Source organism: Micromonospora sp. DH14 (genome assembly GCF_029809455.1).
Lineage (GTDB): Bacteria > Actinomycetota > Actinomycetes > Mycobacteriales > Micromonosporaceae > Micromonospora > Micromonospora parva.
The window spans coordinates 702,737-715,322 of the sequence record NZ_JARVKT010000001.1 but is presented as its reverse complement, the minus strand read 5'-3'; the positions used below and the strand labels follow the sequence as shown (position 1 = coordinate 715,322).

The window sequence follows — 12,586 nt, the reverse complement described above, 5'->3', positions numbered from 1 at the left end:
CGATAAACGTCCGTCGCGTCGGCTTTCGCATCGGGCGTCGGAACCAGCAAGATAGGGGGGTTGTGTCCCAGCCCCCCTCGATTTCCCCCGGTGGCTTTTCTGTGACTCAGATCCCGACGTGGAGCGGCGGACCAGTTAGTCCCGCCAACGGACGAGCGGCGCCCGGCACCACCATTGGTGACCGGTACTCGCTGCGGTCCTCGGTGGGCAACGGCGGCATGGGCACGGTGTGGCGTGCCACAGACACCCTGCTGCGCCGTGACGTGGCGGTGAAGGAGGTCGTCCTGCCCCCGGGGCTGGCCCCCAGCGACCGTGACGCGATGTACGAACGCACCCTGCGCGAGGCCCGCGCCGCCGCCGCCATCCAGCACCCCGCCGTGGTGCAGGTGTACGACGTGGTCACCGAGGCCGGCCGGCCGTGGATCGTGATGGAGCTGCTGGACGCCCGCAGCCTGGCCGACATGGTGATCGAGGACGGGCCGGTCGCGCCCCGGGCCGTCGCCAAGATCGGCATCGCGCTGCTCGGCGCGTTGGAGGTCGCCCACGCGATCGGCGTACTGCACCGCGACGTCAAGCCGGCCAACGTGCTGATCTGCTCCGACGGCCGCTGCGTGCTGACCGACTTCGGTGTCGCCCGGATGCCCACGGACGTGCAGCTCACCACGCCCGGCATGGTGCTCGGCTCGCCGCACTTCATCTCGCCCGAGCGGGCCATGGGCCAGGAGTTCGGCCCGCCGAGCGACCTCTTCTCGCTGGGTGTGACGCTCTACACCGCTGTCGAGGGGCGGCCCCCGTTCGACAAGGGCGACCCGATCGAGACCATGCACGCCGTGGTGGAGGACCCACCCGCCCCGCCGCAGCGCAGCGGCCCGCTGACCCGCGTGCTCATGGGTCTGCTGGAGAAGGACCCGGCGCGTCGACTGGACGTGCACACCTCCCGGGCCATGCTGCGCGAGCTGCTCGCCGGCCCGCTGGGCAGCACGGCGACGGCGGTGCACTCGGTCACCGACCCGTACGCCGTGGTGCCGGTGCAGCAGCGCCCCGTGCCCGTCCTCCCGCCGGCCCAGCCGGAGCCCAAGCCGGACAGCCAGATCGGTGGCCCGGCGATGCTGGCCCCGGGTGAGTCCCTGACCGACCGGCTGGCCTCGTTGCGCCGGGGCAAGCGTCAGCAGGCAGCGTCCGCTGCCGCTGCCACGGGTGGGCTCGACGAGACCAGCGCCGACGCGTTGGCCGGCCCGCTGCACACGCCGACCGGCGCGATGCCGGCCGCCGGCCGACCGGCGGCCGGGCGCACCTACGGCGCCAGCGCGGACGCCACCCAGCGGGTGGACGCCGGCGGGCACCCCGACGCCACCCAGCGGGTCAGCTACGGCAACCCGGCCGACGCCACCCAGCAGGTCGGGTTCGGCGGCGCACCGGAGGCCACCCAGCGCGTCGGCGGCACCTACGGCGGCAACCAGTGGTCGGTGCCGGGCACCGGCCAGCCCTGGGCCACCGCGCCCGCCACGTCCGGCGGCAGCGCTCTGGACAAGGTCCGGGCCACCGGGGGTCAGCTGGTCACCACGGTCAAGGGCTGGCCGCGCAAGGTCCAGCTCGCCGCGGCCGGCGGGTTGGTCGTCGTGCTGCTGCTCAGCGTGGTGGCGCTCTCCGGCGGCGACGACGACAAGACGTCGCCGAACACCCCGGCGGCGCAGCCCACCCCGTCCGCCGCGGCGGCCCCCACCGTCGAGATGCAGGAGCACACGGCGCGCGGGATCCAGGTCATGGTGCCGAAGGGCTGGAAGAAGGCCACCGGCGGGTCGTACACCGACTACATCGACCCCGAGGACAGCGGCCGCAAGGTCCGCATCATCACCGAGAAGTGGACCAGCAGCTCCGCCCGGTGGGCGGAGACGGCCGAGAACGGTCTCAAGACCAGGAGCACCTCCTGCGTCAAGCCGTACAACCAGATCTCGTCCTCCACCGAGACCCAGCTGGCCAGCAAGCCGGCCGCCGAATTCGAGTACACCTGCGGCGAGGGCGACACCATGCGGCACGGCGTGTGGCGGGGCGTGGCGCAGGACGGCAAGGCGTACTCGTTCTACCTGACCGCCACGGACGCCAAGTTCGCGGAGAGCAAGCCGATCTTCGACGAGATGGCGCGGACGTTCCAGCTCACCGGGGACGGCTGAGCCGGAGGGAACCGACAGGGATGATCCGTCGCCGTGCTATCAAGGGGCATGGCGGCGGACACCACTGACATCGACGACATTCGCGAGCAAGCCCGGCGCTGGCTGGCCGACGACCCCGACCCGGCCAGCCGGGACGAGCTGACGGCGGTGCTCGACGGGCTGCCGGCGAGCGCGCCGGAACTGGCCGACCGGTTCGCCGGCCCGCTGACCTTCGGCACGGCGGGCCTGCGCGGCCCGCTGCGCGCCGGCCCGAACGGCATGAACCTCGCCGTGGTCACCCAGGCCGCTGCCGGCCTGGTCACCTGGCTCGCGGCCCAGGGTGGCACCGGCCCGCTGGTGATCGGGTACGACGCCCGGCACGGCTCGCGGCAGTTCGCCGAGCGCACCGCCCAGGTGGCCACCGGCGCTGGCCGCCCGGCGCTGCTGCTGCCCCGCCCGCTGCCCACCCCGGTGCTGGCGTACGCCGTGCGGCACCTCGGCGGGGTCGCCGGCGTGATGGTCACGGCCAGCCACAACCCGCCGCAGGACAACGGCTACAAGGTCTACCTCGGCGCGGAGCTGGGCGGCGAGTTGGGCGCCGGGGCGCAGATCGTGCCGCCCGCCGACGCCGGGATCGAGGCCGCCATCCGGTCGGTCGGGCCGCTGACCCAGGTGCCGTTGGGCGAGCCCGGTCAGGTGCTCGGCGACGACCTGGTCGCCTCGTACGTCGAACGGGCCACCGCGGTGATCGACCCGGACGGGCCACGGGACCTGACGGTGGCGTACACCCCGCTGCACGGGGTGGGCGCGGCGGTGCTGACCGCCGCCTTCGCCCGCGCCGGTTTCCCGACCCCCGGGGTGGTGCCCGACCAGGCCGAGCCGGACCCCACGTTCCCCACCGTGTCGTTCCCCAACCCGGAGGAACCGGGTGCGGTGGACCGGCTGATCGCCCTGGCCGACTCCACCGGCGCGGATCTGGCCATCGCCAACGACCCGGACGCCGACCGGTGCGCGGTGGTCGTCCGGGACGACCGTGACGGCTGGCGGATGCTGCGCGGCGACGAGGTGGGCGTCCTGCTCGCCGACCATCTGATGCGCCGGGGGGTGACCGGGCTCTACGCCACCACGATCGTGTCGTCGTCGCTGCTGCGGGCGATGTGCGCGGCCCGGGGTCTGCCCTACGACGAGACGCTCACCGGCTTCAAGTGGATCGTGCGGGCCGGTGGTGGCAGCGCGCCGCTGGTCTTCGGCTACGAGGAGGCGCTCGGCTACTGCGTGGCCCCGGAGCACGTCCGGGACAAGGACGGCATCACCGCCGCGCTGACCGTGGCGGAGTTGGCCGCCGGCCTGAAGACGCAGGGTCGGACGTTGACCGACCGGCTGGACGAGCTGGCCGCCGAGTTCGGCGTGCACCACACCGACCAGCTCTCCGTGCGGGTGGACGACCTGCGGATCATCGCCGACGCGATGGCCCGGATCCGGACTACCACCCCGGCCACCCTGCTCGGACAGCCGGTGGACAGCGTCCGGGACCTGCTGCCCGAGTCGGACGTGGTGATCCTGCGCACCGCTGTGGCCCGGGTGGTGATCCGCCCGTCCGGGACCGAGCCGAAGCTCAAGGCGTATCTGGAGGTGGTGGAACCGGTGGCGAACGGTGACGTACCGACGGCCCGCAGCAGGGCGGCGTCGGCCGTCGCCGCGCTCCGCGCCGAGGTCAGCGCTGCCCTTGGCATCTGAACCCCGCAGCACCCACCCACAACAAGTCCGCCCTTTGCTCTGCACCCGCGGAAGCGCCATTCGACTGTCGTCCGGGTGGCGCCTGGGCGGGTGCAGAGCAAAGGGCACGTCGAGCGGGGTCGCCCCGACGGTCAGCGGCGCGGGCCGAGCGCCTGGTCGACGGCGGTGGCCAGGGCGGCCACGACCAGGCCGACCGACGGGCGGACCACCGAGTCGTCGGTGCTCACCTCGCCGGAGAACCCGGCGCCGGTGGCGATCTCCGTCAGCCGGCGGCGGGCGTCGGCGGCGGCCTCTCCGCTCACCCCGAGCGCGGACTCCATCCGGAGCACCACGACCAGGGTGGCCAGCGCGGCGGTGCGCTCGTCCGGGGCCGCCGCGCCGGTCAGCGCCTCGGCCAGCCGCTGCCGGGTCTCCGCCTCGACCGAGGAGTCCACCACCGGGTAACGGTGAACGTGGATGAAGCCCAGCTCGGTCTCGTCCACGTCCCGGACGACGCCCTGCCGGCACAGGTCGGCGAGGATCCGGTCGCGCAGGCCGTGCCGCAGGCGCTGCACCCAGGACGCCGGGGTGTGCGGGGTGTCGGCGGCGATCCGGCTGAGGACGTCGTCGCTGAACGGCTCGCCCGTCGGCGTCGGGTCGAGCACCGTCAACGACCCGTCGGCGTACGCGATCCGGCCGGACAGGGCCAGCTCGACCAGCACCGCGGCGGCCATGCCCAGGTCCAGGCTGATCCGCGGCATGGTCGCCTTGCCGGTCGTGTCGTCGTAGGCAAGGAGCAGCAACTCCTCGGCGAGCGCAACACCAGTCATGGCCGGAGACGGTAGCGGGTCCGCGCACCCCGTGCACGGACCCGCCGAACCCGGTTCCGACCGGGTATCGCCTCAGAAGCGGGGCATGCCACCGAACTGGCGGTCACCGGCGTCGCCGAGCCCGGGGACGATGAACATGCGGTCGTTGAGCCCTTCGTCGATCGAGGCCGTGACCAGGCGCAACGGTAGGCCGGAGCGCTCCAGCCGCTCGATGCCGACCGGCGCGGCGAGCACGCAGAGCACTGTGATGTCGGTGCAGCCGCGCTCGGCCAACAGCCGACAGGAGTGCTCCAGCGAGCCGCCGGTGGCCAGCATCGGGTCGAGCACCAGGACCGGCAGCCCGGTCAGGTCGCGCGGCAACGACTCCATGTACGCGCGCGGCTCGTAGGTCTCCTCGTCGCGGGCCAGGCCCACGAAGCCCATCGAGGACTCCGGCAGCAGGCCCAACGCGGCGTCCGCCATGCCCAGGCCGGCGCGCAGCACCGGGACCAGCAGCGGCGGATTGGCCAGCCGGGTGCCCTCGGTGCCGGTGACCGGCGTCTGCACCGGGTACCGCTCGACGGGGAAGGTGCGCGCCGCCTCGTACACCAGCATGGTGGTCAGTTCGTGCAGCGCGGCCCGGAACGTCGAGGAATCGGTGCGCGCGTCCCGCATGGCGGTCAACCTGGACTGGGCCAGCGGGTGGTCAATGACGTGTACGTCCACGATCGCTCAACCTACCGGTCCGTAGCGCGCGGCGGTGCCGGTGCGGTCGGACCAGGGACGCCGCTCACGTCGGTACGTCACTCAGCGATCGTGAGCAAGATCACTCGGAGCTTCGGTGCGTAGACTTCTCGGCATGACGGCGACAACGACGTCGGCCCGGTCGGAGCTCTCCGAGCTGGGACGATCCGAGACCGCTCTGCGGACCTTCCTGCACGGCCTGCCCGGCGTGGACCAGGTCGGCGCGGAGCAGCGGGCGGCACAGCTCGGCACCCGCTCCATCAAGACCACCGCCAAGGCCCAGGCGATCGACCTGGCGATCCGGATGGTCGACCTGACCACCCTGGAGGGGGCGGACACTCCGGGCAAGGTGCGTGCGCTCGCCGCGAAGGCGTTGCGCCCCGACCCGGCCGACCCGTCCTGCCCGCACGTCGGCGCGGTCTGCGTCTACCCGGCGATGGTCCCGTACGTCGCCGAGGTGCTGCGCGGGTCCTCGGTGCACCTGGCCAGCGTGGCGACCGCGTTCCCGTCCGGCCAGGCGCCCTTGGAGATCAAGCTGGCCGACACCCGGGCCGCCGTCGCGGCCGGCGCCGACGAGATCGACATGGTGATCAACCGTGGCGCGTTCCTGGCCGGGCGGTACAAGGAGGTCTACGACGAGATCGTGGCCACCAAGGAAGCCTGCGGGGATGCCCACCTCAAGGTGATCCTGGAGACCGGCGAGCTGGCCACCTACGACAACGTGCGGCGGGCCTCCTGGCTGGCCATGCTGGCCGGCGGCGACTTCATCAAGACCTCCACCGGCAAGGTCCCGGTCGCGGCGACGATGCCGGTGACCCTGGTGATGCTGGAAGCGGTCCGCGACTTCCGCGCGGCGACCGGTCGGCAGGTGGGCGTGAAGCCGGCCGGTGGCATCAAGACCACCAAGGACGCGATCAAGTACCTGGTGATGGTCAACGAGACCGTCGGCCCGGACTGGCTCGCCCCGGACTGGTTCCGCTTCGGCGCGTCCAGCCTGCTCAACGACCTGCTGATGCAGCGCACCAAGCTGACGACCGGCACCTACTCCGGTCCCGACTACTTCACCCTGGACTGATCGGCTGACACCGCTGACCTGCGGTGAGGGCTGCTAAAGCGGCTTTGACCTGCGGCTTTACCTCCCACCAATTCTCAGCGAAACTCAATACTTCACGTCGCCATGTGCCCCGGATGTGCCCCACGACAGACCGTCACTCTTCAGCGGAGGCGGTCACGTCGGGTCGCCGGGGCATCTTGGCGCCTGGCTCCCGGGTGTACCAGCGGATGAAGTCTCGGAGCACGGCCGAGCGGTCCAGCCCGAGCGAACCGACGCTGGCCCCGAATCTCTCCCAGAGCGTCGAGTCGATGCGAATGGGCCGCGTGGGCGTGCCCCGTGTCGGTGCCATGTGCTCTCCCCTGCCGTAGATACACGTCGAGACTACGGGGTTGCGGTGTAGCTACACAAGGACGTACGGTGTAGCTACACCCGCACCAATAGGGCGGCCTCCGGCCAAGCGATTGCAGCGCTAGCCGAAGGCCTTGATCAGGAGGCGAGTCCCGACCCATGAGCATCATTGCATCCGCGTCCGTTCCGCCGGCCAACCGGCTGATCGATGCCGACACCACTGACCTGACCGCGATCCGCCGCCCGGCGACGACCGGCGACCTGTTCCCGGTCAACCGGCCGTACCGGCCCGCCCCGCTGGCCGAGCGGATCACCGCGTTGCAGGCGGCGTACGTCCGGCCGTTGACCGTCGACGAGCTGGCCGCGCGCCTCGGCGTCGACCAGGCCGCCATCGAGGCGGCGACCGCTCCGAACGACGCTGAGCGGGCGTGCCCGGCGTGGTGCGCGCTGGACCACTCCGACGACATCACCGAGATTGACGGCCTGGTCCTCGGCACGCTGCACACCCGGACCGTCGCCGAGCTCACCGGCGACTGCCCGTCGCTGGGTGTGTCCATCGCGGCGGACGTGACCGTCGAGATGGGCACCGAGCGCGGCGAGGTCACCGACCCGGCCCGCGTGGTGTTGCAGGTCGCCGACGACGCGGACCGCACCGGCAACCGGGTGCTGGGTTGGACGGGCACCGTCGAGCAAGTCGAGCAGCTGGCGTACGCGCTGCTGGCCGCCGCCCGCACCGCCCGGACCGGCCGCTGATGCGCGGCCGCTTTGACCGCCTGGTCGCGCGCACCGTTCTGGTGTGCGCGGCCCTGGCCGGCCTCGCGTTTGCCTACAACCACACCACGCAGCCGTGCACCGGCGACCGGGTTGGCGCCGGTGGCATGTGCGTCACCGTGGCGGCGGTGGCCCGATGACCCGGCGACCTAGCGCCCGCGTCGTTGACCTCCAGTTCGCCGTCGAGCAGATGGCGATGCGGTGGGCGGACGCCGAGCACCGTTGCGGCGGGTGGACCCACCTGGACACGGAGGTGGCGCAGAAACACCGCCGGGCGGCCCGACGTCGTCAGCGCGCGTTCTACCGGCTGCTGCGGGCGCTCGCGGCGGAGGCGACCCGATGAGCCGCCCGCAGCACCCCGCCTGGTGCGTTCCGTCGCAGTGCACCGTGGCCGCTGTGCCAGCCGGCGAGCACCAAACCGAGCCGCTGCGCATCCGTGACGGCCTGTTCGCCACGCTGCGCCAGTCCGCGGCTGGTAGCCCGCTGATCGCCGTCGAGGAGTGGGACCAGCCCGGCGACCAGAACCCGGCCGAGGCGGTGCTGCTCGACCTGCCCGACGCGGCGCTGCTGGCCGACGCCCTGAACCAGTTGACCGAGCTCGGATGGGGGATCCAGTCGTGAACCAGTACCAGATCCTGCTGCTGATCCTGATCGGTGGCCCGACCGTCATGGGCGGCACGTTCGGTGTCGCCACCTACTTCGTCTGGCGCGGCAACAAGAGCGCCTACCGCGAGGCCCGCATCGTCGGCCAGCGGGAAGTGGCCAACGCCGAGGCCCGTCGCAGGGCCAGCCAGCGCACCAAGGAGATGGCCCGATGACCGCCCCCGCCATCAACGGCACGAAGTACCCGCAGTCGGTCGACGAGCTGCTTGACCCCGGGCGGGTGCTCTGGGTTCAGCTCGGCGGTCCACCGTCGCGGAACCGGCTCATGCGTGAGTTCCGGATCGGTGCGCCGAAGGCCGACGAGTTGCGCGCCCGTCTCATCGCTGAGGCCGAGGCGGCGCGGGAGCGGTTCCGTGAGCCGGCCGTCGACCCGTGGGACTACGCGGAGCCGATCGGCCCGGACCCGCAGCCGGCCCCGGTCGTGCCCGAGTCCGCGCCGGTGGTCGCACCGGATCCGACCCCCGTCGTTACGCCGGTGGTTGCCGAGCCGGTCGAGCAGGTCGCGGCGGTCAGTCACCCGGGCACGCCCACCCCGCTCGGCCCGCCCCCGGCGCTCAACCGCAGCGAGCGCCGGGCGGTGCGCGCTCAGGCCGCGCACGACGCGTTGATGCAGGGCCAGACCCGGCGGGTACGCGAGTGGACCGCCAAGGCGGCCGAGGCCCGGCAGCTGCGCCGGCTACTGATGGACCCGGACATTCAGGCGGTCCGGCTGATGCGCCAGCGGGCACGGTGGACGGCGATGGCGTGGTCGGCGCTGCTGTTCGCGCTGGCGTTCACGATGGTCAACGTGCAGCGGTTCGCCGCCGGCCACGCCGAGCCGTGGTCGCCGACGTGGATGGTCGCCTGGCTGGTCGACCCTGCATTCTCCATCCTGCTGGTCGGCCTGCTCATCGCCCGGGGGCAGCTCTCGGCGGTCGGCCGCAGCGTCCACCAGCGCACCGTGCGGCGCGTCGAGTACGCGCTGCTGGCCAGCACCGCGGCGATGAACGTCATGCCGACCCTGGCCGAGGGCTACCCCGGCGGGTGGCGTGAGCAGGCGATGCAGGTGCTCCTACACCTGCTCATCCCCGGTCTGGCGTTCGCGTCGGCCCTGGTCATCACGCTGATTCAGGACCACTTCGCCGCCGCCATCGCGTCGATCACCGAGGGCGAGGACGCCCGATGAGGCGCGGACCGGGCCTGTTCAGCAGCAAGCCGAAGCCTGCCCCGATCAACCGGGACGTGGTGAGGAACCTGCTCAAGCTCGGCATGGCCGAGACCGACGCCGCCGACCGCGACATCGACAGCCCCGAGTTCGACGCCGCCAAGGTGAAGTTCGAGCGGGCGCTTCGTGCGGCTGCGCCCGCCGACCAGGCCGCCGCCTGCGACGCCCTCAAGCGGCACGGCTACTGACCCGAACCAAGCGCGAGGCCCGGCCGCAACCTCCACAAGCCCGGCCGGGCCTCGCTTCCCCACGAATGAGGAGTGATCAGCATGGCAGAGCTCATCCACACCGGCGACGACCTGGAGCCGATCGTGCCGGCGCCGCGTGCTAGCGAGCCGGAGTTCTTCGAGCCGCGCGGCGAGCAGCTGGCCATTGAGGGCGGCCGCGAGGACGGGCCGCCGGTGGACCCGCCCCGGACGTCGACGACGTTCGCGGACATCACCAGCCGCTACCAGGGCGACCGCAAGCCGATCGTGCCCGCGTCGCTGCGCTCGAAGGCCGGCCGGCACGCGCTGATGGTGGAGGCGGTGTCGTTCGTGACGTACTCGGCGGCCATCCACATCACCCGGTCGCCGAAGTACGCGGTCAAGGTGGCCTGGTACGCGCCGTGGGGCGTCGCCCGGATCACCGGCAAGGCGATCCGGTGGACCTTGGACCTGGAGGGCGAGCCCTTCCGCCAGCACGCAGCCAACCGGCTCAACACTCAGGACTACCTCGACCTGTCCCGGCAGCGCGACCGGCGCGTCGGCGGCCGGGTGTGGAAGCTCGCGCCCATCGTGCTGCTGCTGGTCGTCGTGGCTGGGCTGCTCGTGTTCGTCGCACCGTGGTGGGCTCAGGCCCTCGCGGCCGCCATCGTGGTGCCGTTCCTGGCGCACGTCGGCCGGCCGATCGACGCGCCGATCCTGGACCGGGTGTTCAACGCTGAGCGGTTCATCCGCCTGACCGCCGGCCTGACCCGGGCGGCGATCCTGGCCTGCTCGGTGAAGGGCATCAAGGACGCCAAGGACATCAAGTTCGTGCGGGACATCAGCCGTGAGGGCCCCGGGCATGAGGCCCTGGTGCTGCTGCCCGCCGGGGTGCTGGCCACCGACGTCATCGACGAGCGGGACCGGTTGGCGTCCGGGTTCCGGCTGCCCAAGACGCAGGTGTGGCCCTCGACGGTCGACGGGCAGCACCCGGGCATGCTGTCGATCTGGGTGGCCGACAAGCCCGTGAGCAGCATGAAGGCCCCGGCGTGGCCGCTGCTGGAGTCGGGCACGTTCGACTACTTCACCGGCACGTTCGTCTACGGCCATGACGAGCGGATGCGCCCGGTCACGTACTCGCTGGCCGAGAAGAACAGCCTGTTCGCGGGCATCCCCGGGTCGGGTAAGACCCTGGCCGCGCGGGTGGTGCTGCTCGCTGGCGTCCTGGACCCGCTGGTCGTGCCGGTCGTGTTCGACTTCAAGGGCTCCGGTGACGTCGACTGCTTCGAGCCGCTCTGCCCCGAGGGGCTCTACGGCTCCGGTGCCGACGAAGTCACCAAGGCCAACGGGCTCAACGCCCTGGAGTGGCTCCTGTCCGAGTGCGACGAGCGGGCGCCGCTGGTCCGCAAGTACGCAGCTCAGGGCATGAACACCGTCAACAAGGTCAACCGGAAGATGGCCGAGCACGACGCCCGGCTCCGGCCCCTGGTGGCGTTCTTCGACGAGCTGCAGGAGCTGCTGACCGACCCGATCCACGGCAAGCGGGCAAAGTTCCTGCTCACGTCCATCGTTAAGCGGGGCCGGGCGCTCGGGATCCACATCGTGTTTGCCACCCAGCGCATCGACAAGGAGTCGGTGCCGCGTGGCATCAGCTCGAACATCGCCCTGCGGACCTGCCTGGCCGTGACCTCCCACACGGAGACGGATCTCGTGCTGGGCACCGGTTCGTACGCCCGGGGTGCGCGACCGACCGAGTTCGAGCCGGGCGACTCCACCGGGCCGAAGGACTCCGGGTGGGGGTACCGGGCCGGCGCCGGGCCGACCCGGCCGTGCCGGTCGTCGTACGTGGACAACCCGGCCGCGGAGAAGGTCGTCGTTCGGGCGTTGGAGATGCGCCGCGGTGAGCAGCCCGTCGAGGTGCCGCGCATCGCCCTGCGGAACCTGCTCGCCGACGTCCGCCAGGTGTGGCACGAGGGCGAAGAGGCGCTGTGGTCGGAGCTGATCGTGCCCCGGCTCCAGGCCCTCGACCCCGAGGCGTACGCCGATCTGACCGTCGAGGTGTTCGGCGCGTGGATGGCCCGCGCCGGGGTGAAGACCGAGAGCATCGGCCGACGGATCGAGGGCAAGGCGACCACCCGCAAGGGCGTGAAGCTGGCCGCCCTGGACGCCCGGATCACCGAGAAGAACGCCGAGACGATCGCCTCCACGGACCTCGCTGAGGTCGAGTCCTGATAGCCCCGGTGGGGTCTAGCGCTAGCCCCTCCGCTAGCCCGTCTGAGCAGCGGAAACGACGCTAGACCCCACCACCGCCCAAACCCCGATTTCGGCCCGTGGAGGCGTTGTGAGAGGCCCACTGACAGCTAGCGCTATCGCCCTGACCCTCGTCGTGATCTACGTCGTGCGGATCGCCCTGTTCCCGCTCAAAGACTGCTGGTGCTGCAAGGGCCAGGGCGTCCACCGGTCCGAGAGCAACCCGAAGCACTCCCGGCGCTGCTGGTGGTGCAAGAACACCGGCAAGCGGTGGCGCATCGGCCGCCGCGTGTGGAACCGGATGCGGCAGAAGCACCGCGAGGCGCACTGACCCGGGCAACTTCACGACGAGCGGCCGGGAATGCCCGGCCGCTCGTCAAGCCTCCATCGTGGCCGCGATGAGCGCCTGCGCCTGGTCGATGACCTCGACGTCGGGCGTCCCGGTTGCGGAGGCGTGGATCTGCGCGAGGGCCACGACCAGCGCCATAGCGCCCTGGTTCAGCGCGTTGTAGTGCTCGCTGAACACCTCGACCAGCTGCTCGACGCTGGTCGTCTCCACATGAAGCCCGCCATACACCATCGACCACATGTCGCCGCCCTGTCCGGCTTCCGAGCCGGTGATGACCTCGCGGGCAGCGTTGGCGATCTGGTTCGCGCCGGCCAGGATCCGTTCTTCGTGGGCATCCATGCAG

The 12,586-nt window shown here is 71.8% G+C and carries 16 protein-coding genes; 12 read left to right on the top strand and 4 right to left on the bottom strand.

The window, feature by feature from the left end:
- Positions 1-101: 101 nt before the first annotated feature.
- Both QCZ28_RS03410 and QCZ28_RS03405 read left to right on the top strand, forming a co-directional pair.
- The gene (locus QCZ28_RS03410) at positions 102-2,171 is read left to right on the top strand and encodes a serine/threonine-protein kinase (RefSeq protein ID WP_279515158.1); all 2,070 of its coding nucleotides are present in this window, start codon (positions 102-104) and stop codon (positions 2,169-2,171) included.
- A gap of 48 nt (positions 2,172-2,219) precedes the next feature.
- Positions 2,220-3,887: a phospho-sugar mutase gene (locus QCZ28_RS03405; RefSeq protein ID WP_279515157.1), complete on the top strand. Its 1,668-nt coding sequence runs from the start codon at positions 2,220-2,222 to the stop codon at positions 3,885-3,887.
- Positions 3,888-4,018: 131 nt separating this feature from the next.
- Here the strand turns inward: QCZ28_RS03405 and QCZ28_RS03400 are convergent, their stop codons facing one another.
- Positions 4,019-4,696, bottom strand: a complete 678-nt coding sequence (locus tag QCZ28_RS03400) for a GPP34 family phosphoprotein (protein WP_279515156.1) — start codon at positions 4,694-4,696, stop codon at positions 4,019-4,021.
- A gap of 72 nt (positions 4,697-4,768) precedes the next feature.
- On the bottom strand, positions 4,769-5,401 hold the full coding sequence (upp, locus tag QCZ28_RS03395) for a uracil phosphoribosyltransferase (protein WP_279515155.1): 633 nt from the start codon (positions 5,399-5,401) through the stop codon (positions 4,769-4,771).
- Between the two features lie 133 nt (positions 5,402-5,534).
- Between upp and deoC the strand changes: the two genes are divergently transcribed.
- Positions 5,535-6,494, top strand: a complete 960-nt coding sequence (gene deoC, locus QCZ28_RS03390) for a deoxyribose-phosphate aldolase (protein WP_279515154.1) — start codon at positions 5,535-5,537, stop codon at positions 6,492-6,494.
- A gap of 133 nt (positions 6,495-6,627) precedes the next feature.
- Here the strand turns inward: deoC and QCZ28_RS03385 are convergent, their stop codons facing one another.
- Positions 6,628-6,822, bottom strand: a complete 195-nt coding sequence (locus QCZ28_RS03385) for a hypothetical protein (protein ID WP_279515153.1) — start codon at positions 6,820-6,822, stop codon at positions 6,628-6,630.
- A gap of 158 nt (positions 6,823-6,980) precedes the next feature.
- On the opposite strand from QCZ28_RS03385, the gene QCZ28_RS03380 reads away from it, so the two are divergent.
- The 9 genes from QCZ28_RS03380 (at position 6,981) to QCZ28_RS03340 (ending at position 12,225) form a co-directional block, all read left to right on the top strand.
- A complete protein-coding gene (locus QCZ28_RS03380; RefSeq protein ID WP_279515152.1) occupies positions 6,981-7,574 on the top strand; it encodes a hypothetical protein in 594 nt (197 codons plus the stop codon).
- Positions 7,574-7,732, top strand: a complete 159-nt coding sequence (locus QCZ28_RS03375; RefSeq protein ID WP_279515151.1) for a hypothetical protein — start codon at positions 7,574-7,576, stop codon at positions 7,730-7,732. The genes QCZ28_RS03380 and QCZ28_RS03375 overlap by 1 nt, the downstream gene beginning before the upstream one ends.
- Positions 7,729-7,935, top strand: coding sequence for a hypothetical protein (locus QCZ28_RS03370; protein ID WP_279515150.1), 207 nt, complete (start codon positions 7,729-7,731; stop codon positions 7,933-7,935). The genes QCZ28_RS03375 and QCZ28_RS03370 overlap by 4 nt, the downstream gene beginning before the upstream one ends.
- Positions 7,932-8,213: a hypothetical protein gene (locus tag QCZ28_RS03365; protein WP_279515149.1), complete on the top strand. Its 282-nt coding sequence runs from the start codon at positions 7,932-7,934 to the stop codon at positions 8,211-8,213. The genes QCZ28_RS03370 and QCZ28_RS03365 overlap by 4 nt, the downstream gene beginning before the upstream one ends.
- Entirely contained in the window at positions 8,210-8,410 is a 201-nt protein-coding gene (locus QCZ28_RS03360; protein ID WP_279515148.1) for a hypothetical protein, read from the top strand. Before QCZ28_RS03365 ends, QCZ28_RS03360 begins: the two co-directional genes overlap by 4 nt.
- Complete coding sequence (locus QCZ28_RS03355) at positions 8,407-9,420, top strand: hypothetical protein (protein ID WP_279515147.1); 1,014 nt, start codon at positions 8,407-8,409, stop codon at positions 9,418-9,420. Before QCZ28_RS03360 ends, QCZ28_RS03355 begins: the two co-directional genes overlap by 4 nt.
- Entirely contained in the window at positions 9,417-9,647 is a 231-nt protein-coding gene (locus tag QCZ28_RS03350; RefSeq protein ID WP_279515146.1) for a hypothetical protein, read from the top strand. Before QCZ28_RS03355 ends, QCZ28_RS03350 begins: the two co-directional genes overlap by 4 nt.
- An 81-nt stretch (positions 9,648-9,728) precedes the next feature.
- Positions 9,729-11,876, top strand: a complete 2,148-nt coding sequence (locus QCZ28_RS03345) for an FtsK/SpoIIIE domain-containing protein (protein WP_279515145.1) — start codon at positions 9,729-9,731, stop codon at positions 11,874-11,876.
- 109 nt (positions 11,877-11,985) lie between these two features.
- Complete coding sequence (locus QCZ28_RS03340; RefSeq protein WP_279515144.1) at positions 11,986-12,225, top strand: hypothetical protein; 240 nt, start codon at positions 11,986-11,988, stop codon at positions 12,223-12,225.
- A 45-nt stretch (positions 12,226-12,270) separates the two neighbouring features.
- Here the strand turns inward: QCZ28_RS03340 and QCZ28_RS03335 are convergent, their stop codons facing one another.
- Positions 12,271-12,582 (bottom strand): hypothetical protein, encoded by a 312-nt coding sequence (locus QCZ28_RS03335; RefSeq protein ID WP_279515143.1) that lies wholly within the window; start codon positions 12,580-12,582, stop codon positions 12,271-12,273.
- Between the last annotated feature and the right edge of the window lie 4 nt (positions 12,583-12,586).

Bases quoted from the DNA above. Each gene is read 5' to 3' on its own strand.
- QCZ28_RS03405 (WP_279515157.1), top strand. From the start codon at position 2,220: ATGGCGGCGGACACCACTGACATCGACGACATTCGCGAGCAAGCCCGG.
- QCZ28_RS03400 (WP_279515156.1), bottom strand. From the start codon at position 4,696: ATGACTGGTGTTGCGCTCGCCGAGGAGTTGCTGCTCCTTGCCTACGAC.
- deoC (WP_279515154.1), top strand. From the start codon at position 5,535: ATGACGGCGACAACGACGTCGGCCCGGTCGGAGCTCTCCGAGCTGGGA.
- QCZ28_RS03385 (WP_279515153.1), bottom strand. From the start codon at position 6,822: ATGGCACCGACACGGGGCACGCCCACGCGGCCCATTCGCATCGACTCG.
- QCZ28_RS03380 (WP_279515152.1), top strand. From the start codon at position 6,981: ATGAGCATCATTGCATCCGCGTCCGTTCCGCCGGCCAACCGGCTGATC.
- QCZ28_RS03375 (WP_279515151.1), top strand. From the start codon at position 7,574: ATGCGCGGCCGCTTTGACCGCCTGGTCGCGCGCACCGTTCTGGTGTGC.
- QCZ28_RS03370 (WP_279515150.1), top strand. From the start codon at position 7,729: ATGACCCGGCGACCTAGCGCCCGCGTCGTTGACCTCCAGTTCGCCGTC.
- QCZ28_RS03365 (WP_279515149.1), top strand. From the start codon at position 7,932: ATGAGCCGCCCGCAGCACCCCGCCTGGTGCGTTCCGTCGCAGTGCACC.
- QCZ28_RS03355 (WP_279515147.1), top strand. From the start codon at position 8,407: ATGACCGCCCCCGCCATCAACGGCACGAAGTACCCGCAGTCGGTCGAC.
- QCZ28_RS03350 (WP_279515146.1), top strand. From the start codon at position 9,417: ATGAGGCGCGGACCGGGCCTGTTCAGCAGCAAGCCGAAGCCTGCCCCG.
- QCZ28_RS03345 (WP_279515145.1), top strand. From the start codon at position 9,729: ATGGCAGAGCTCATCCACACCGGCGACGACCTGGAGCCGATCGTGCCG.
- QCZ28_RS03335 (WP_279515143.1), bottom strand. From the start codon at position 12,582: ATGGATGCCCACGAAGAACGGATCCTGGCCGGCGCGAACCAGATCGCC.